At 35.1% G+C, this 19,592-nt stretch carries 22 protein-coding genes; 6 read left to right on the top strand and 16 right to left on the bottom strand.

Features of this window, described 5'->3' with window-relative positions; translation table 11 throughout:
• Positions 1 to 4 precede the first annotated feature (4 nt).
• A complete protein-coding gene (locus EOD40_RS01600; RefSeq protein WP_128193148.1) occupies positions 5 to 658 on the top strand; it encodes a metal-dependent transcriptional regulator in 654 nt (217 codons plus the stop codon).
• Between the two features lie 123 nt (positions 659 to 781).
• Here the strand turns inward: EOD40_RS01600 and EOD40_RS01595 are convergent, their stop codons facing one another.
• From EOD40_RS01595 to EOD40_RS01570, 6 genes are all read right to left on the bottom strand, one after another.
• Complete coding sequence (locus EOD40_RS01595) at positions 782 to 907, bottom strand: FeoB-associated Cys-rich membrane protein (RefSeq protein WP_128193147.1); 126 nt, start codon at positions 905 to 907, stop codon at positions 782 to 784.
• Between the two features lie 6 nt (positions 908 to 913).
• On the bottom strand, positions 914 to 3,013 hold the full coding sequence (feoB, locus tag EOD40_RS01590; protein WP_128193146.1) for a ferrous iron transport protein B: 2,100 nt from the start codon (positions 3,011 to 3,013) through the stop codon (positions 914 to 916).
• Entirely contained in the window at positions 3,013 to 3,252 is a 240-nt protein-coding gene (locus tag EOD40_RS01585; RefSeq protein ID WP_128193145.1) for a FeoA family protein, read from the bottom strand. The genes feoB and EOD40_RS01585 overlap by 1 nt, the downstream gene beginning before the upstream one ends.
• A gap of 144 nt (positions 3,253 to 3,396) precedes the next feature.
• Positions 3,397 to 4,062 (bottom strand): SCO family protein, encoded by a 666-nt coding sequence (locus EOD40_RS01580; protein ID WP_128193144.1) that lies wholly within the window; start codon positions 4,060 to 4,062, stop codon positions 3,397 to 3,399.
• Between the two features lie 48 nt (positions 4,063 to 4,110).
• Positions 4,111 to 5,055: a DMT family transporter gene (locus tag EOD40_RS01575; RefSeq protein ID WP_231129555.1), complete on the bottom strand. Its 945-nt coding sequence runs from the start codon at positions 5,053 to 5,055 to the stop codon at positions 4,111 to 4,113.
• 2 nt (positions 5,056 to 5,057) lie between these two features.
• Positions 5,058 to 5,882: an NAD-dependent epimerase/dehydratase family protein gene (locus EOD40_RS01570; RefSeq protein WP_128193143.1), complete on the bottom strand. Its 825-nt coding sequence runs from the start codon at positions 5,880 to 5,882 to the stop codon at positions 5,058 to 5,060.
• A 169-nt stretch (positions 5,883 to 6,051) separates the two neighbouring features.
• On the opposite strand from EOD40_RS01570, the gene EOD40_RS01565 reads away from it, so the two are divergent.
• Positions 6,052 to 6,510 (top strand): DUF4352 domain-containing protein, encoded by a 459-nt coding sequence (locus tag EOD40_RS01565; RefSeq protein WP_128193142.1) that lies wholly within the window; start codon positions 6,052 to 6,054, stop codon positions 6,508 to 6,510.
• A gap of 139 nt (positions 6,511 to 6,649) precedes the next feature.
• A complete protein-coding gene (locus EOD40_RS01560) occupies positions 6,650 to 7,162 on the top strand; it encodes a hypothetical protein (RefSeq protein ID WP_128193141.1) in 513 nt (170 codons plus the stop codon).
• A 191-nt stretch (positions 7,163 to 7,353) separates the two neighbouring features.
• Here the strand turns inward: EOD40_RS01560 and EOD40_RS01555 are convergent, their stop codons facing one another.
• The 4 genes from EOD40_RS01555 to EOD40_RS01540 form a co-directional block, all read right to left on the bottom strand.
• Positions 7,354 to 7,722, bottom strand: a complete 369-nt coding sequence (locus EOD40_RS01555; RefSeq protein WP_128193140.1) for a flagellar basal-body rod protein FlgG — start codon at positions 7,720 to 7,722, stop codon at positions 7,354 to 7,356.
• A 130-nt stretch (positions 7,723 to 7,852) separates the two neighbouring features.
• The gene (locus EOD40_RS01550) at positions 7,853 to 10,378 is read right to left on the bottom strand and encodes a M28 family peptidase (protein WP_128193139.1); all 2,526 of its coding nucleotides are present in this window, start codon (positions 10,376 to 10,378) and stop codon (positions 7,853 to 7,855) included.
• Between the two features lie 24 nt (positions 10,379 to 10,402).
• Positions 10,403 to 10,750 (bottom strand): hypothetical protein, encoded by a 348-nt coding sequence (locus tag EOD40_RS01545; protein ID WP_128193402.1) that lies wholly within the window; start codon positions 10,748 to 10,750, stop codon positions 10,403 to 10,405.
• A gap of 3 nt (positions 10,751 to 10,753) precedes the next feature.
• A complete protein-coding gene (locus EOD40_RS01540; protein WP_128193138.1) occupies positions 10,754 to 12,283 on the bottom strand; it encodes a bifunctional GNAT family N-acetyltransferase/carbon-nitrogen hydrolase family protein in 1,530 nt (509 codons plus the stop codon).
• 211 nt (positions 12,284 to 12,494) lie between these two features.
• Between EOD40_RS01540 and EOD40_RS01535 the strand changes: the two genes are divergently transcribed.
• A complete protein-coding gene (locus EOD40_RS01535; protein WP_128193137.1) occupies positions 12,495 to 12,830 on the top strand; it encodes a single-stranded DNA-binding protein in 336 nt (111 codons plus the stop codon).
• A 226-nt stretch (positions 12,831 to 13,056) separates the two neighbouring features.
• Here the strand turns inward: EOD40_RS01535 and EOD40_RS01530 are convergent, their stop codons facing one another.
• The 5 genes from EOD40_RS01530 to metG form a co-directional block, all read right to left on the bottom strand.
• A complete protein-coding gene (locus EOD40_RS01530; protein WP_128193136.1) occupies positions 13,057 to 13,242 on the bottom strand; it encodes a hypothetical protein in 186 nt (61 codons plus the stop codon).
• 80 nt (positions 13,243 to 13,322) lie between these two features.
• Complete coding sequence (locus EOD40_RS01525; protein WP_128193135.1) at positions 13,323 to 13,841, bottom strand: ferritin; 519 nt, start codon at positions 13,839 to 13,841, stop codon at positions 13,323 to 13,325.
• Positions 13,842 to 13,982: 141 nt separating this feature from the next.
• A complete protein-coding gene (locus EOD40_RS01520; RefSeq protein WP_128193134.1) occupies positions 13,983 to 14,669 on the bottom strand; it encodes an HAD family hydrolase in 687 nt (228 codons plus the stop codon).
• A 5-nt stretch (positions 14,670 to 14,674) separates the two neighbouring features.
• The gene (locus EOD40_RS01515; RefSeq protein WP_128193133.1) at positions 14,675 to 15,553 is read right to left on the bottom strand and encodes a DMT family transporter; all 879 of its coding nucleotides are present in this window, start codon (positions 15,551 to 15,553) and stop codon (positions 14,675 to 14,677) included.
• A 76-nt stretch (positions 15,554 to 15,629) separates the two neighbouring features.
• On the bottom strand, positions 15,630 to 17,690 hold the full coding sequence (metG, locus tag EOD40_RS01510) for a methionine--tRNA ligase (RefSeq protein ID WP_128193132.1): 2,061 nt from the start codon (positions 17,688 to 17,690) through the stop codon (positions 15,630 to 15,632).
• A 296-nt stretch (positions 17,691 to 17,986) separates the two neighbouring features.
• Here metG and EOD40_RS01505 point away from each other — a divergent pair, with 296 nt between their 5' ends.
• A complete protein-coding gene (locus EOD40_RS01505) occupies positions 17,987 to 18,592 on the top strand; it encodes a hypothetical protein (protein WP_128193131.1) in 606 nt (201 codons plus the stop codon).
• Positions 18,593 to 18,752: 160 nt separating this feature from the next.
• Here the strand turns inward: EOD40_RS01505 and EOD40_RS01500 are convergent, their stop codons facing one another.
• Positions 18,753 to 19,268 (bottom strand): TlpA family protein disulfide reductase, encoded by a 516-nt coding sequence (locus EOD40_RS01500; RefSeq protein ID WP_128193130.1) that lies wholly within the window; start codon positions 19,266 to 19,268, stop codon positions 18,753 to 18,755.
• A gap of 144 nt (positions 19,269 to 19,412) precedes the next feature.
• Between EOD40_RS01500 and EOD40_RS17915 the strand changes: the two genes are divergently transcribed.
• Positions 19,413 to 19,583, top strand: a complete 171-nt coding sequence (locus tag EOD40_RS17915; protein ID WP_164905435.1) for a hypothetical protein — start codon at positions 19,413 to 19,415, stop codon at positions 19,581 to 19,583.
• The last annotated feature ends 9 nt before the right edge of the window (positions 19,584 to 19,592 follow it).

Below are 19,592 nucleotides of genomic sequence, written 5' to 3'. Positions count from 1 at the left end.
AAAAATGACTTTTTCAGAAGAAAATTATCTTAAAGCAATCTATCATCTTACCGTAGTTTTAAGCTCGGGAGTAAGTACCAATGCTATCGCCGAAGTGATGGAAACCAAGGCCTCATCTGTAACGGATATGCTGAAGAAGTTAGCCGAAAAAGATTTGGTTAATTATAAAAAGTACCAAGGAGTTACCTTGACCGATCAGGGGAAATTAGAAGCTAAAATGATTGTTAGAAAACACCGTCTTTGGGAAGTTTTCCTGGTCGAAAAGTTAGCTTTTTCATGGGATGAGGTACATGATATCGCCGAACAATTAGAACACATAAAATCAGAAAAACTGATTAACAAACTCGATGATTTTTTAGGGAATCCTACCGAAGATCCTCATGGAGATCCCATTCCGAATGCTCAGGGCCAGCTTCCTAAAATCGACAAACAATTGCTTTCGGAATTATCCGAAGGGCAAAAAGGGATTTGTGTAGGGGTAAAAGATACTTCTTCGGAGTTTTTAAAATACTTAGACAAACAAGGAATTGCCTTAGGTTCGGCTATTGAAATCATAGGGAAAGAGAGTTTTGATCTTTCGCTTCGAATTAAAGTAGATGATGTTTTTTTAAATGTTTCCAGTAAAATTGCCAGTAATCTTTTTGTGAAATTGAGCTAGAGAATTATAGTTTATATTAATCTCTAATGTCAGTTCGAGCGAAGTCGAGAACATTACTTATACATTATCATCCCTCGACTTCGCTCGGGAAGACAGACAGTATGAAGATATAGTCTGAAATTTTTAATGACATCCACAATCACCGCCGCCGCAATCTTTATCCTTTTTTTTCTTCTTTAAAACGAATTTTTTAAAAAGATAGATAACTGCAATCCCAAGGGCTAAAAAGGCTATGATTTGTTGAAACATCTTTGTTTATTTTAGAATTTGAAAAGCCACTAAGGCAGTAAGATAAGCAAAACTACTCATAAACACAAGCTGTCCTAAAGGCCATTTCCAGCTGTTGGTTTCTTTTTTAGTGATGGCAAGTGTACTTGCACATTGCAGCGCAAAAGCATAGAATAACAATAGCGATATTCCGGTAGCAAAATTAAATATTTTGGTTCCTGTTATTGGATGAATTTCGGATTCCATTTTGTTTTTAATAGTGGTTTCATTGTCAGTTCCTCCCACACTATAGATGGTGGCTAAAGTACCCACAAATACCTCTCTTGCTGCAAAAGAACTGATGATGGCAATACCTATTTTCCAGTCATATCCTAAAGGGGAAATGACAGGTTCTATTGTTTTACCCATGATACCAATATAGGAATTCTCCAGTTTAAAAGCGGCCACTCTATTGTTCAGTTCTGTTTTTGAAAGCGAATGATTATTGGCTTGTGTGTTGATAATGGTTTCGGCATTTTTGAATTTTTCACCCGGACCATAAGAGGCCAAAAACCACAATATGATTGAAATCGCCAAGATTATTTTTCCGGCACCTGAAATGAAAGCTTTTGTTTTTTCGATTACATTTATTGCTACGTTTTTAAATAAAGGTAATTTGTAATTGGGCATTTCGACCACAAAAAAAGTTTTACCGCTTATTTTCATGACTCTGTTCAGTACATAGGCAGAGAATATTGCCATTCCAAAACCTAATAAATACAATAGCATTAATGTTAAGCCCTGAAGGTTTAAGAAGCCCAGTACACGATGGTTTGGGATTACCAGTGCAATGATAATGGCGTAAACGGGTAATCTTGCTGAACAGGTAGTAAAAGGCGTTACAAGAATAGTAATTAAACGTTCTTTCCAGTTTTCGATATTTCGGGTGGCCATAATAGCCGGAATGGCACAAGCTGTCCCTGAAATTAACGGAACAACACTTTTTCCTGATAGTCCAAAACGGCGCATGATTTTATCCATGATAAATACCACACGACTCATATAACCGCTTTCTTCCAGTATGGATATAAAGAGGAATAAGAAGGCAATTTGCGGGATGAAAATCAGGATTCCTCCAATTCCCGGAATGATTCCCTGCGAAATCAAATCGGTTAAAATACCCTCAGGTAAATGCTCGGCAGCCATTGTGCTTAAAGTAGCAAAAGTACTGTCGATGAAATCCATAGGAACCGAAGACCAATCAAAAATAGATTGGAAAATCACAAAAAGAATCACAAAGAAAATGATGTATCCCCAAAATTTATGCGTTAGTACGCGATCTAATTTTGAACGAAAATCTTTTGCAACACTACTGTCAACATTCAATCCTACTTTTAAAACATCATTGATAAATTGATAACGTTTTATAGTTTCCTGTTGCTGTAAACGCTTTAATTCGGTATGCGATTTGGTAAACGGACCCTGTATTTCCTTGCGCTCTAAATTTAAGAAATTGACATCCTGGGTAATTACTAACCAAAGTTTGTATAATAATTGGTCAGGAAATGCTTTTTGTAAGTTGTTAAAATATTCCTTGTCAATGATAGAGGCGTTCAAACAAGGCTCAGCCGAAATGGATTTGTAGGTTACAATAAGGTTTTTTAATTCCTCAATACCCTGTGATTTTCTTGAACTGATTAAGGCAATTTTTGTTTTTAATTGCTCTTCAAGATAAGGAATGTCCAGTGAAATTCCTTTGCTTTCCATTCTGTCAGCCATGTTAATGACTAAAATGGTTGGGATTTCAAGATCTTTTATTTGGGTAAAAAGCAGTAAGTTTCTTTTTAAGTTTTCGACATCAGTAACTACCAGCGCTACATCAGGATATAACTTATCGTTTTTATTTAACAATAATTCAATTACCACATTTTCATCAATAGAACTGGCGTTTAGGCTATAGGTTCCGGGTAAATCGAGAATGTTAGCTTTGATGTTATGGGGTAATTTGCAAAAACCAATTTTCTTCTCCACCGTAATTCCAGGATAGTTTCCTACCTGTTGGTTCAAGCCTGTAAGTTGATTGAAAACCGAAGTTTTTCCAACGTTGGGATTCCCAATTAAAGCTACGTTAATATTTTGATGAATCATTAAAACTCCGTTTTGATTAGTTCAACTTCAATTTCTCTGGCGGTTTCTAAGCGAATGGCCAGGTGAGAACCATTGACATCTAGGTATAATGGATCTCCAAAAGGAGCTATTTGAAGTAATTCGACCGTATTTCCTGGTAAGCAACCCATTTCAAGTAACTTTAAAGGAATGATATCAATATCAAAATCTTTGATGATTGCTTTTTCGCTCTTTTTTAATGAATTTATAGTGGTACGCAAGGTCTTATTTAGATTGAATTAAGATTGCAAAAATACATATTATATTGCTAACTCGAATGATAATTATCAGTTTTATGTTTTAATTAGAATTTAGTAAAGCATAAGATAGGCATTTCTGTTTTTTTGTCTTTTCGAATAGTCTTCTTATTCGCTACACAGGAAGTTAATGTCTTCTATGAGTCGTTGAATTTCTTCTTTTTTGGTGCCGTCATAAAAACCGCGAACTCTTCTTTTGGCATCTACTAATACAAAGTTTTCGGTATGAACCATATCGTATAATTCGCTGGGTTTACCCAGTTTTACTGCCAGATATGATTTTCTAGCCATCTTGTAAATTTCCTTTTTATCTCCGGTAACCAGATTCCATTTGTGGTCGTCAACGCCATGTTTTATAGCATAGGCTTTCAGGACTGCAACACTATCAACTTCCGGAAAAACCGTATGCGACAGTAACATTACCTTTGGATTGTTTTTAATCGCTTTTTGAACGTCAACTAAGTTGGTGGTCATTTTTGGGCAAATAGTACCGCAGGTGGTAAAGAAGAAATCGGCAACATAAATTTTTCCTTCGTAATCTTTTTGAGTGATGGTTTTTCCGTTTTGATTGGTAAACGAAAAATCGGCTATAGTATGGTATTTACTAACATATTGAACGGTGCTATCCACTAATTCGGGATTTACATCGGCAGGATTGTAAATAGGAAGCGTTTTTTTAGGCTTTAAAGCACTATAAAAAAGAGAAAGTGTAACTACTGAAAAAATAAAAAAGATACCAATGAAGATGCGGTATTTGTATAAAACAGGTTTCATGAAATTTTTTTGCAAAAGTACAAAAACTGTATTGGAAATCAGGAAGCTTTACTTAATTAATATGTTTGTTTTTTTGCGACTTTGCCTTAGAGATTGATTAACCAGATAAAGTCCCAACAGCGTAACCGTACCACCTAATGCAATGGAAAGACTAAGTGATTCTCCAAATAGGGCAGCACCCAAAAGAACCGCTACTACAGGATTCATATAAGCATAAATACTGCTTACTTCAGGCGGGAGATTTTGTAAAGAATAGATGAAAATAGTAAAAGTAATCAGCGAACCCACAATAACCAAGTAAGCAATGGCGTACCAGGTAGTAATTGGGATTTCGCTTAAGTTGACCGAAATTCCGGTAGCTCCATTATAGGCAAATAATAAGATACTGGAAATAAACATTTGCAATCCCAGACTAAAATAAGGATTAAAAGAAGCGGCTTTTTTCTTGGTATAAAGTGTTCCAAAAGCCCAGGTAATCGTTGCTATAATTGATAAGATGATGCCCAGTCTGAAATCAGCAATCAGGAAATCACCCAGGTGTTCATAGAATATAACACAAATACCTACGAAACTAATTAGGGTACCTGTTACGGCTAATTTGGCAATTCGCTCTCCTCTAAAAAAAGAAATAATCACTACCCAAATAGGGAAAATGGCAGCAATAATAGCACCTAGTCCGCTGCTGATGTATTTTACACCGGCGGTACTCAAACCGTTGCTGAGTGTGAAATTCAATACGGCAAGAATGATGATGGTTTTCCATTGTTTGCCTTTAGGCCAAGGGGCTTTGGTAACTAAGAAAAAAAGAATATAGAGTAAGCCGGCAATAAACTGGCGAATAGCTGCCATCTGAATTCCGGGGATGTATCGCACTCCTTCTTTGGAAGCAATCCAGGTGGTTCCCCAAAAAAAGCCAACCCAGATCAGTGCTAAAATTGGCAATCCAATAGCATTGATTTTAGTCGAAAAGCTGTTTTTTATCTTATGAATCACCTTTATAAAGGGTTTTTAGTAAAAGTATAGTTTAGTTTTTCTATTAGATAATCACTTAAAATAGTTTTTCCTGTCGAAGGATTTTCATGATTAAAGCTGGGTGGAATTAGTTTTTCGGCCACTGCTTTTTCAGTATAATAGACTTCTCTGCTGGGATGAAAAGGAGTCACCGCATTTAGCGTCGTGTTCCAGGTATCCGTAGCCAAGATTTTCAGGATAATACCAATGCAATCTTCCAGATCAATCAGGTTAATTGGAGCATCAGGATTGGCAACATTTTCTTTTCCGGCTAAGAAACGGGCGGGGTTTCGGTCTTCACCAATTAAGCCCCCAAAACGTAAAACAGTAGTTTTGAAATGCGTATTCGCTAATAACAATTGCTCAATTTCAAGTAATTGTTTGCCACTTTCGGTAACAGGAACGGGAATGGTCTTTTCGTCAATCACATCGTTTGCTTCTCCATACACCGCAGTCGAACTGATAAACAATACATTTTGTATAGTGGACTTTTGGATATACGGAACTAAGTTCTCTATCTTTTTAACGAAGGAATTATTGTGAGCATCGGAGTAATCCTTGTTTTTTCCTCTTAGTTTAGGCGGAATGGCAATAATGAGCGTTTCACTAGCTGTTAAAAAATCAGCAAAAGCATCAGGAACAGTATTAGAATCTAAAGCCAATAAAAAACTTTGAATTCCGTTTTCTTCTAATGTTGCCAGTTTTTCTGCCGACGTAGTAGAACCTTTTACTTGAAAACCTTCTTTCAATACCGCTTTCGCCAAAGGAAGTCCCAGCCATCCGCAACCTAAAATACTTATCTGTGTCATTTCGCCCTCAATTAGTTCAGATTGCAAATTTCTGCATAATTATCCGACTTTTGTGGTTATAGTTTGTTCTTTTTTTGAGGTATAGTTTTGTAAGAAAAAAATAATATATTTGAAAGAATGTAAATAAAAACATAAACCGATGTCGATTGGTTGATTAATTTAAAAGCAAATGAAAAGAATTTTAATATTATTGTTAATTGGTGTTTTAGTATCATCCTGTTATACTACTTATCAGGTAATACCTAAAACCCAAAACTATACTGAAAGTATTAGTTTTACTATTGATAAAATTGTAGAAGGGAAAAGTGTTGCAACTGGAAATGGCTCATGGCATCCTAGTCGAGGGCATAAATTTGTCTTTGTTTTCCTTACATTAAAAAATAGTTTAGAAGAGAAACAAGAATTGAATTTTGACAATTTTTTGTTGCTAAATCCAAGAACTCAAACACAGTATAAAGCAGAATGGGCGATGCTTACGGGCCCAATTAATATGTGGGGAAAAATTGATTCTAAAATTGCAAAAGGAGATGAAAAGAAAAGAAAATTAGTTTTCATTTTCCCAGAAGAAGATAAAGCTGAAATGTTGATGGTAAATAATAAAATTATCGATATTGAATATGCTAATTGATTCCAATTGTTCAGAAATATTATCGCAACGTGGTTAATTAATGTAAATAACTATTAAATAAAAAAAACATACAGAAATAAAATAGTATTGTCCTAAAATAAAACCATCATTGATACAAAAATTAAATAATTCAAAATTTATGAAAAAAGCTATTCTAATTGCATTTTTAATGGTTTCATTGTCAAGTTTTTCTCAGCAGCTTACTTATGACAGTGGAGGAACTGTATATAATTCTGAAAACAGAAAAGTGACTCCAGATGGTGTTCGGCAATTATTGGCAAAGAATAAAGAGGCTTTATCTCTGTATAATTCAGGAAGAAGTAAAAAAACTTGGGGTAATGTTCTTTTTTATGGAGGTTTAGGACTCGTGACTGCAAATCTTGTTGTGGGAATGAATAGTGATAATACAACATCATCTTATTCAGGGAATGGATATTATCCATCAGTGCAATCAGAGCGCACTAATATGACAGCTGCAATAATTGGAGGAGCTATGATTGTTGCTTCAATTCCAATTAAAATAGGATATCCTAAAAAGATTAAATCGGCATTGGGCTTATATAATAATACTTTAGCTAATGACTATAAACCAGAACCTAGAACATCACTATTGGCAAGTGCTAACCAGATTGGATTTAGGATTGAATTCTAAGTTTAATTTGTAGTAAAGCAAAAAACTTTGTTATTCTACTTTTGAGCTATCTTCTGCTGCCGGACGAAATGAAATGTCCTCTGATTTAATTAAGTACTCGACGAAGAAGGACTCCAGGAGTATCATAAAAATCTAAAAATAAAAGCCACTCATTTGTTTTTTTGAGTGGCTTGAAGTGATATATAAGGTATTTACATTTTTGTGAGTGTAATTTTCATTTCTTTACTGTCTAATATCAGTTTGTCTTCTGTAATAGTGCTTTCACAAGGGTATGGAGTGCCATTTTCGTCTTTAATTACGAGACTTTTACCTTTTTTTGTCAAAGCATAGGTGCCATCGTTTATTTCGCTTTGGAAGAATCCATTAACATGTCCGTCTTTAGTAAAAGTTAATTTTCCTTTAGTTAAAATTTCGTTTTTTGCAGAATCTGAGAGCGGCATTTTTGCTTCTACCTCAGAAGTTTTCCATGAATTAATCAAATTGTTTCGCTTATTATTGCATGAAACCATTAATGTTGCCAGTAATATAATCCCAAAGATAAATAGTTTAGATTTTTTCATGATTTTAGATTGTTAGGTTAATTGATACAAGTTACAAAAAATACGAATTAAAAAGTATTAAAAATCAGTTGTTTATATTGGGTAAAGAATGAAAAAACAATATTATTGTACTTTGAGTTTTGTCGTTTATTTATCTTGTGGTATCAATAGGAGCATCAATAAGTTTTAGGCGAGTTCGGGTTTTGGGTTTAGATTTTATAACTTTTTTATTGGCTTCAGGAACTTTGTTTACTTCGGGAATAGTTGTTGGTTCACTAACAGTTTTAGGTTCCATATCTGGAACTGCGTTTACTGGCGTTGGTTGCGTTGTATAAACTTGAGGTTCGGCAACTACTGCGGGTTTTTGAATGGTTCCGGGACTAGGTTTAATGGTTTCCATAATTGCCACGGCATCATTCAATACAAAAGGCGTTGGCATCATCCAGTCGGCTCTTTTGTTGATGTGAAATAATGGATTTTGCATTAAATCAAACGAACTTTCTAATAGTTTCATATCAAACACAGTAGCAACGTTGATGTTGAATTCTAAAAGAAGTGGTTCATTATCGACTATATAATAGCTTAGTAATCTTTTTCCATCTCTTTTATATATTTTCCCGTTTTGTTCTAAATGAGAAACACCATTGGTTTTGATGTTGTAAATATCCATTTTTTCGTTCGCAAAAATATCATAGCGATTGACTTTTCGATTGGGCGAAATGCGAATTTTCAAATAGCGCAGATTATCCGAAATGCTATCGATAAGAAAATCAATAGTAGGCTGCGGAATGTTTTTTATGGGTGCTTTGGCTGCAAAGGTAAATTGCGAATCGTATTTGCTAAATAGTGGAACAGCTTCAAGTCCTTTTGGAGTATTTGGATTTTCGCCTAAATAATTTTTTGTCCAGGAATCCAGATTTTTATCATAAGTCAGCCATTGTGCCGAGTTGGTATCGGCATCATAGAGATAGACCAGACTGTTGGATTTTGCCTTTCCTTTTTCGTAATCGGATTCCGAATGTGCTTTCGCAAAAAAGGCTATGGAAGCAAGTAAGAAAAGAATAGACCAAGTTCCTTTTTGGACGTAATTACCAAAAGTAGGCAAGAGTAATCCGAAACATAAGGTGGTTAGGATAGCACTTCCAAACAATAGTTTCAATCCTAATCCTATTGGGAACATTTGGATAAAAGGAGGGATGATTAATAGGGCCGGGATGCCAAAAATCAGGTTTAAAACAGGGCTGTATTTTTGGGTAAGAATATAAAATCCGAACATAAAGATTCCGAAATAAACTGGAATGATTAAAAATCCGGCTCCCTGTAAACCAAAGGCAATGCCGGCATTGATAAGCAACCAGATCAATAATGGAGCTACAAAATGATTGGCAGTAATTTTGTTTGGCGTAAAAAAATGATAAAACGCAAAGCAAATAGCAATGCTTAATAATACGAAAGCGGCAATGTAAGCGTGTCCGTTATAGGTGAAACCATTTAATAAATCATTGTATTGCGGATAGATTTGTAATAATGCCTTCCAGCCCAAAAAAGTAATCAATCCTGCTGAAAAAAGCGAACCCAATAGCGGAATGAATCCTTGCAGCATTTTTTGGGGAGTTAATATTCTTTTGGCCACACCTAAAAAAATAAAGAATAAGAAAAGAGCAAAAGCGATAATTTCCATTGGAACGACCCAACTAAAAGGATAGCTGATAAAACTGAAAGGAATAGAGAAATAAACATAATCTTCAGTTGATTTTGTGGTATTCAAATCGGTATTTGATAAATAATTTAGTAAAGGCATTAGGTAAGAACTTTGATGTGCTACCGAAGTATGGTCTAAATGGTTGTAGTCGTCTTGTGCGGTGTGGTAGTTGTAATGGCTGTCGATAAAGGCAAAATTAAAGCCTTGAATATTGCCTTGTTCTCTAAAGACAGTCAAATCGGTGTCGTTAGGCAACATTTTGTAAATGCTGTACATTAACGAATTAGAAACGGGAAAAGTAGTATTTGCGGCAGCGAAATTTTTAACCATTCCCGCATTTCCATTGTTGGTTTCCATCAGCATATAACTGGGACCCGAAGTACCGCGAGCTTCAAAGTTAAGTACTAAACCCACTTCTTTTGCCCATTGATGTTGGGTTACAAAAAGTGCCGCGCCATTGAGTCCGAGTTCCTCGGCATCGGTAAACAAAATAATGATGTCATTTTGATGCGGGGTTTTATTGTATAAAAAAGCACGAACGCTCTCCAAGATGGTGGCAATTCCGGAAGCATCATCGCCAGCACCATGTGAGGCTGAATGGGGTGCGCTGTCATAATGGGAAAGTAACACCAGTGCTTTTCCTGATTGGTTTCCTTTTATTCGGGCAATTATATTTTTTGATTTGGTTAAATTCCCCCAATCAGTCAAGGTGTATCCTTCCTGAAAGCTAGTTTTTAAGCCTAATTTAGTTAATTCCTGTTGCAGATAATTGGCTACCTGATTGTGATTTTCTGAACCTACAAAATGTGGTTTTTGACTAATTTTTTTTACGTGAACCAAAGCTCTTTTGGTTGAAAACTCAGATAAGGGTTGGTTGTCGTCAAAGGTCCATCTAGGCATGATACTGAGATAAATAAAAGCGAGGACTGCTATAAAAAATAGGGTGTAAACTATGGATGATAAATCTTTTTTCATTTTAGCTAGGTTTGGGGCGGGTTGCTAATTGTCTTTTTTGACAAGGATATACAAATCGTTTTCTAATAACATATAACCTTGGTCATAAAGGAAATAGTATGTGTTTCCTGTTTTAGTCTTTAAAATATTGGTGAAAAAATCAAAATCAAATCCTTTTCCTAATAATTTTGTTCTTGTAGTTTTAGATTTTCCATCAGTGTTGAGTTCGCTGAGGATGCGATAATTCTTGCGTAATTTATTATTGATGTTGCGCATGATGTTATTACTATCCTTATTTATTTTATTGTTGTAGGCATTGCGACAACCGTCGCTGCAAAACTTCTTGTCTTCTCGACCGATGATTTTTTCACCACATTCTAAACAGTTTTTCATCATCTAATGTTTTAGTTTCTTAATTCGATACAAATCATGACGACGGTCTTTTAAAATTTTAACGCTTCCATGTTCGTGTAGTTCTTTCAACAGGTCTAAATCGACATCAACAATCAAGGTCATTTCGGTATTTGGAGTCGTTTCGGCTTTGATTCCGTTGCTTGGAAAAGCAAAATCCGCAGGTGTAAAAACAGCCGTTTGTGCATATTGAATATCCATGTTATTTACTTTTGGTAAGTTGCCTACACATCCTGCTATGGCTACATAACATTCATTTTCTATGGCTCTGGCTTGGGCGCAATGTTTTACACGGGTATAGCCGTTTTGAGTATCGGTCAGGAAAGGAACAAATAGAATATTCATGCCTTCATCGGCCATTAATCGGGAGAGTTCGGGGAATTCTACATCATAACAAATCATAATTCCTATTTTTCCACAATCGGTATCAAAAGTCTGAATCGTATTTCCTCCGGTAATTCCCCAATGAAAAACTTCGTTTGGGGTGATATGAATTTTAGTATAGGTTTCGTAAGTACCATCTCTTTTGCATAAAAAACCACTATTATAAAGGACTCCATCAACTAGATTAGGCATGCTTCCACTAATGATGTTGATATTATAAGAAATGGCTAATTCCTGAAAACGTTTCCTTATCGGTTCGGCATATTTAGCCAATTCCCGGATGGCATCGGCTTCGGATAAATGATTGTAATCGGCCATTAGGGGAGCGATAAACAATTCAGGGAAAACAGCAAAGTCGCTGCCATAACCCGAAACGGCATCAATAAAAAATTCCGATTGTTCAAATAGTGCGTCTAAGTTTTTTAATGTTCTCATCTGCCATTGAATCAAGCCCAGACGGATAACGGTTTTTTCGGTATTAATGATTGTGGGGCTTTCAATATAATAGATGTTGTTCCATTCTAATAAAACAGCAAATTCTTTGGATTTTCTATCGCCTTCGAGATAGTTTTTCATGACACGCATTACGTGAAAATCGTTGCTTAACTGAAAAGAAAGTACAGGGTCGTGAATTTCTTTTCTTTTTACCTTGTCAATATAGGTTTTTGGGTTGATCTCCTGAGCATATTTGGCGTAATTGGGGATTCTGCCTGCAAATACAATGGCTTTTAAATTTAATTGCTCGCAAATTTCTTTTCTCGCATCGTACAAACGACGTCCTAATCGTAAGCCACGGTATTTTGGTACCACAAAAACATCAATACCGTATAAAATTTCACCTTTGGCCGTATGGGTAGAAAAAGTATAGTTTCCAGTGATCTTAGCATAATCATGGTTTTGATCTACCAAATCTTCCGGTACAATAAGAGATAATGCCGAGCCTACCACAATATCATCTACCAGAATAACCAATTGTCCTGCTGGAAATATTTTGAGTAGTTTTTTAATATCGGCTTCTCTCCAATAGTCATCTACCATTTCAGGATAAGATTCAATCATCGAATTTTTCAATTCTTTATAATCCTGAATTTTCAGATTTCTTAGTTCGACTTTGTTGATTTCTGCTTGCATAAAAGGATTGATTTGCTGAAAGATACGAAAAAATAATTATCCGTTTACAAACGTTTACAAATATTTATAGCCGAAAGTAAATAGGTACTAACCGAATAAATTTTGGTAGTGGTTGCAACTTTGTACTGTCGGAAAGCAACAATAGCAATGACAATTTCAATAACAATTTTGGAAATCAATTTTATTCATTAACAATTAAATTTTATACGCCATGAATGCATTAAGAAACAAAGTACAGTTGATCGGTCATTTAGGAAATGATCCGGAAATCAAAAATTTTGACGGAGGTAAAAAGTTAGCCAATTTCACATTGGCAACTAATGAAATTTACAAAAACGATAAAGGTGAGAAGGTTGAAGAAACCCAATGGCATCGTTTAATAGCTTGGGGTAAAACCGCTGAGATTATCGAAAAATATGTTACTAAAGGAAGAGAAATTGCCATCGAAGGTAAATTGACTCATCGTACTTATGATGATAAAAACGGAGAAAAACGCTATGTGACCGAAGTTGTGGTTTCTGATTTGCTTTTATTAGGAAAGCCTTAAATCAGCGAGGACAGTTTAACCGTAAAAAGTGCTAAGATGTTTACCGCAAATTCGCAAATTATAAATTTTAATCTGCGATTTTGCGGTTTATTTATTAGAACTTCCCAGACTTTGCGAAATCTTAGTGCTCTTTGCGGTAAATGAAACCTTGGGGTTGAAATCAGTAAAGATATTAAACAGAAAACCCATCTCGTTTTTAGAATGAGATGGGTTTTTATATATAAAGTTAGGCTACTTTTTGAATCAAGTCATACATAGGGCAACGTTTGCAACGCTTGTTCTCTGACTTTTTGAATTTTTCACAACAGGAAGATTTGCAGTTTTCTACTTTTTTAATGACATTAAGAGCTTCTTTTTTCTTTTTGTCCTTCTTCTTACTTTTTTTGTCTTTTTCTTTGTCTTTCTTGCTCACCTTTTCTATCAGTTTAAAACCGAGACAAATATAAAACAAAAAATGTTATTTTTATATATTCTAAATAAACTTTAACTTTTTTATTTTGGATTTATAGCCACCGAGCTGGTAACGGCCAGTTGTTGAATATCACGGTCAAACAAGTATAATCCACCTTTGTCATCACCAATTAGGTTGATTTTGTCCAAAATTGTTTTAGCTGTTGCTTCTTCTTCGATTTGTTCAGAAACATACCATTGTAAGAAGTTGTGAGTGGCATAGTCTTTTTCAGAAAAAGTAATGTGTACCAATTCGTTAATCGAATTTGAAACAAAAATTTCATGCTCATACAAAGCTTCAAACATTTCTTTAAAAGTGCTGTAAGTAGTTTTAGGAGCTTTTAAATCGGTAATTTGTGCGTGACCACCACGTTCGTTTACATACTTAATTAATTTAAGCATGTGTGCGCGTTCTTCGTCAGATTGTTTATACATGAATTGTGAAATTCCTTCCAAACCATGTACTTCTGCCCAACAAGCCATTGACAAATAAGTTTGAGAAGATTCAGCTTCAATGCGAATTTGCTTGTTTAATGCAGCTTCTATATTTTTTGATAACATAATCGTGAGTTTTTTGTTAAACGTGAAGTAAAGTTACTAAAAATCGTATAAAGACTATCGTTATAAGCCTATTTGATTTTTATTTAACAATAGTTTTAATTGAATCTAAGTCTGGGAAAAAGTAGATAAATTCAGATTGGTTTATTTTAATTTTTTCAAAACTTCAGTAATTTTTTCAAAAGCACTAAAGTTTTCATGTTTTACTTCGTGGTCAATTTTCTCATGTGCCCAAGTGGTGTGGAACGGGACATGTGCGGCATAACCGCCAATGGCTAAAACCGGTAAAACATCCGATTTTAAGGAATTTCCAATCATATAAAATTCCGTTGGTTTAATTTCCAAACGTTTAATCAGGTCCAGATAATCCTGTTCTTGTTTGTCTGACATTACTTCGATATGGTGAAAATATTTACCCAATCCTGAATTATGCAGTTTTCGGCGTTGATCTAACAAATCGCCTTTGGTAGCTACAACCAGTTTGTATTTTCCATGCAGCGTTTTTAATGTTTCTTCAACACCGTCTAATAGAACGATGGGTTTTTCCAGTAATTCTTTACCGTACTGGATAATTTTTTCAATCACTTCAACCGGAATTGTATTATTGGAAATAGTCATCGCGGCTTCAATCATCGAAAGAATATAAGCCTTAATCCCGTAACCGTATATTTTTAGATTGTGGATTTCTATTCTAAAAAGTTCCTGAGCAATACCCTGATGTGAAAGGTAATCACTCATCAACTCGCAAAATTTTTCTTCTGTTTCTAAGAAATAGGTTTCGTTAACAAATAAGGTATCATCGGCGTCGAAGGCAATTACTTTTAAAGACATGGCTTTTATTTTAAATTTTTAAATCCAATGGGTTTGTTATAGAAGGTGATTCGTATTCCTAAAAGTAGAAAAACAGCGCCAATAATCCTAAACCAATTCATTTTTTCGTCTAAAAATAACCAGGCGAGTAGGGTGGCCAGAACGGCTTGTCCTAACAAACTAAGTGAAACTCTCGTGGCTTGTAAATGTTGGGTGGAATAACTGATTAATAACCAGGCGGTCAGTTGACAAACGGCACCCTGGATAAACAAAACCAACCAGGCGGTATTTGAAAAACCGCTAAAGTTTTCCTCCGTAATTCCGCAAACCAAAGCTAAAAACAGACTCGAAGAAACCAGAACAATACTCATAAAAGAGAGTATGTCAACCTTGGATAAAATGTTTTTGCTGATTAATATATAAGTAGCGTAAAGCATTCCGGACAAAAGGGCGAGTACAAAGGCCAGGTCAAAGTTGAGTTGGGCAAAAGTTTCAAAACCTACTAAAGTTACCATTCCCATAAGGGCGATTGCTGTTCCAATCCAAAAGTTAACTGAGGGTTTGTTTTTTAAAATCAAAAATGAACCTATACCCACCCAAACAGGGGATAAATTAGCCAATAAAGTAGCTTGGGTTGCACTTGATTTTTGAATGGCTATATTCCAAATGGCAATATCAGTCGCAAATACAATTCCGCAAACTACTGCTAGTAATGTTATGGTGGTAGGAGGGCGTTTGAATTTTCGAGTAATAATTACATAAGGCAACAATAACACTGCCGCAATAAACATGCGATAAAATGCCGAGATTAATCCGTTAGTTAATTGCAAGCGAACCAAAATAGGAAAGATGGAAATACAAAGTATTCCAAGTGCTAAAGCCAGTTTGGGTTTTGCATTGTTCATGTTTCCTATCGTTTATAAAAACCAATTGCCACGTAGAAGTTGTGGCAATTGAGTGTAATTTATGATTGTATTTCTTTTAATTTATCGTCTCTCCATTCCCAACACCATCAGTATCCGGATTTACGAAAACTAGTTTTCCTTCGGCGTTATTGGTCATCAAAATCATTCCCTGACTTTCTACACCACGAAGCGCTCTTGGAGCCAGATTAGCTAAAATAGTTACTCTTTTTCCAATAATATCTTCTGGTTTGAAACTCTCGGCAATTCCTGAAACAATCGTGCGAATATCAATTCCGGTGTCAACTTTTAGAATTAAAAGCTTGTTTGCTTTTGGCATTTTTTCTGCTTCTAAAATGGTTCCAACACGTAAATCCATTTTGGCAAAATCCTCAAACTGAATTAGGTCTTTTTGTGGTTCGGCTTTTTTGTTTTCAGCGATATTGGCTGTTTTAGTAGCTTCCAGTTTGTCTATTTGTTTCTGAATTTCTTCGTCTTCAATTTTAGAAAACAATAATTCGGCTTCACCAATTTGGTGTCCGGCAGGCATTAAATCAGAAGTTTCAGTAATGGTACTCCAATTTAATTTATTCTCTATTTTTAAGATACGAGTCAGTTTAGCGGCAGTAAATGGTAGGAAAGGTTCGCAAAGTGAACTCAAAGCAGCAGCAATTTGCAAAGCCACATGCATTTGGGTTTTTACACGTTCCGGATTGTCTTTAACCATTTTCCAAGGCTCTTCGTCAGCCAAATATTTATTTCCTAAACGAGCGGCATTCATCATTTCGCCTAAAGCCTCACGGAATCTGTAACGCTCAATCGAACTTGAAATCACAGCTGGATAAGCTTGTAATTCCGCTAAAGTTTGTTCATCCACTTCCGAAAGTTCGTTTGGAGTCGGAACAATTCCGTTGTAATATTTATTGGTTAATACCACCACGCGATTGATGAAATTTCCAAAAATCGCTACTAATTCGTTATTATTTCTAGCCTGGAAATCTTTCCAGGTAAAGTCGTTATCCTTAGTTTCTGGCGCATTCGAAGTCAAAGCATAACGCAAAACATCCTGCTGATTTGGGAATTCTTCCAAATATTCGTGCAACCAAACCGCCCAGTTTTTAGAAGTCGATAATTTATTTCCTTCCAAATTCAAGAACTCATTTGCAGGAACATTGTCAGGCAAAATGTAGCTTCCTTCAGCTTTTAACATCGCCGGGAAAATCACGCAATGGAAAACGATATTGTCTTTCCCGATGAAGTGAACCAATTTTGTCTTTTCATCTTTCCAATATGGCTCCCAATCTTTTCCTTCTCTCGCAGCCCATTCTTTAGTTGACGAGATGTAACCAATTGGGGCATCAAACCAAACGTATAATTTTTTTCCTTCAGCACCTTCTACAGGAACATCAATTCCCCAGTCCAAATCACGGGTTACCGCACGAGGCTCTAATCCGCCGTCAATCCAGGATTTTACCTGTCCGTATACATTCGGTTTCCAGTCGTTTTTATGTCCTTCAAGAATCCATTCTCTCAAAAAAGCATCGTATCTGTCCAATGGTAAAAACCAGTGTTTTGTCGATTTCAAAATAGGAGTTTCTCCTGTAATAGTCGATTTTGGATTAATCAAATCGGTAGCATTCAAAGTCGAACCACATTTTTCGCATTGGTCGCCGTAAGCTTCTTCGTTGCCACATTTTGGGCAAGTTCCAATTACAAAACGATCTGCCAAAAATTGATCCGCTTTAGCATCATACAATTGTTCGGTTACTTCTTCGATAAAATCACCTTTTTCATATAATTTTTTAAAGAACTCCGAAGCCGTTTCATGATGAATCTTAGCTGAAGTTCGAGAATAATTATCAAATGCAATTCCAAAATCAGAGAACGATTTACGGATAATTCCATCGTATTTATCAATAACTTCCTGAGGCGTAATCCCCTCTTTTTTGGCTTTCATCGAAATGGCAACTCCGTGTTCGTCGCTTCCGCAAACAAACAAAACGTCTCTTCCCTGTAATCTTAAATATCTGGAATAGATGTCCGAAGGCACGTAAACACCCGCCAAATGCCCAATATGAATTGGTCCGTTAGTATAAGGCAACGCCGCCGTAATGGTATATCTTTCTGGATTCTGTAGCATAATTCAATTTTATAGAGCGCAAAAATAAGGAATAGAATTTTATTTGGAGCTATTTCCCGCTATCCGTTGCAATCTTTTGTGCCGAACACCGGCACAAAAGGATTTTAACTGCTATCGGGGCTAAATAGTATTCAAATAAATTACGTTCACGTTTCCTTAATAATAAGCTTTGTCAAAGTTTTGAACTTTAACAAAAGTGAAATTAATTTACTTTTATTATTGTGTTATTTTTTCAGGTTCTTGTAAAATCAATATAAAGTATTTGTTTATTTGTTACAAAGTTAATTCCTGTTAAAATGAAAAAATCTGTTTTGTTAATTTTGATTTTCTGTATTGTTGTTTTTAAAATACAGGCGCAAGAAAAATCAAATCCTATTATCTATTTTGATGGCAATTTGGGTTTTGCTGGAGGTAATTCTAGTGGATTCATGATTGGGGGCTCTCTAAATTACCAAAAAAAAGAAAATTTATTTACTTTAAGAACTACACAGTTTTCGAATTCAAAATTGTCATATGTCTCTCCATACTTACCAATACCTTATTTAGATACTAAAGAAATTATTACAGAATATGGAATTTTGGTGGGTAAAAGGTATATTCATAATAATAAAGCCTGGAGTTTTTCAGTAGGATTAGCCACCGTAGAAAGAGAAATTAAGAAAGTAGATGAAAATAATTACTATTATTTTGACAGTTCTCATGCAATTGGATTTCCATTTCAAATAGATATCAATTGGTTTAAAAGCAAAAAAGAACCCTATAGAATTTATGGAGTGATACCAGTTACCAAAAAAACGAGTTTAGGTAATAGCATTGGTTTTAAATTCATAGGCAATGTCTCTAAAACTACTTTTGTTGGCTTAGGACTTTCTTTAGGAATTGGATATTATAAAGAATATTAGTTTTTTATAATAATTGCTTATAGCCGTTGACTCGGCAAATGTTGCAGGGATGGATTTTAATCCATCCACATTTAGCGAAATATTAATAAAGTACCTTCGGTACGGACAATGTTCCAAATAATATCTGCTAAAATCCGTGTATAAGTATTTAAATTTTGAATTAAAGCTGTTTTGTAGAATCTGTGCTTTTGTATTTTTCGATAATATCTTTTATTACTTCAGAGCTTAGTTTATATCCGGTTAATAGTGGATAGCCTTCCCAACGGACAATACCATTAGGATCTATCAAAATGCAATGCGGAATACCTTTTACTTCTAAGGCGTTGTACATGTTTCTTTGTGTGTCAATGGCGCTGTAATATTCAATTTGAGGAGATGTCAATGCGGCTACTTTTTCTTTTGGTTCGTCGCTGATACCAATAACTACCAAATCATTTTCAAACTCCGTTTTAAAACGGTTTAATTCAGGAATGGCTATTTTGCAAGGACCACACCAGGTAGCCCAAAAATCAATTAGTACAAATTTTCCTTTTGTCTTAGGTTTTTCTGAAAGCCATTTTTCTACTACTAGTTTTGGTGCTTTTTGATTGATAATAGATTTTGCCCAGATTTTTTTCTCTTGTGAAAAAGCATTTAGGGCTAATAAAAAGCATAATGATAGTATTGTTTTTTTCATCTTTGGTTGTGTTGATTTATAGTTTGGTTTTTCAAATATATTGTTTTTTTTCTTACAAAAAGTATTTCTGTCGCCCCTATAGTAGTTGGTTATTTGTTCTATAGGTTTGTTTATCTTTGCAAACAGATTTAAAGAAGATAAATCATGGCAAAAGGACCTGAAAAAAATACCAAAAATAAGACTTTACATACCAAATTATTGAATCGGAAAAAGGCCAAGCTTCAAGAAGAAAAAAAAGAAAAAGCTTTGCGTTTGAAAGCTTTGGTTGCCAAAATGAATCAGCAAAAGAATACTAACGAATCGGGTGCTGAATAACTTTTGGGA

The organism is Flavobacterium sufflavum (assembly GCF_004016525.1).
In the GTDB taxonomy this organism is placed as follows: domain Bacteria; phylum Bacteroidota; class Bacteroidia; order Flavobacteriales; family Flavobacteriaceae; genus Flavobacterium; species Flavobacterium sufflavum.
The sequence above is the reverse complement of the archived record's forward strand: the minus strand, read 5'-3'. Positions and strand labels throughout refer to the sequence as shown.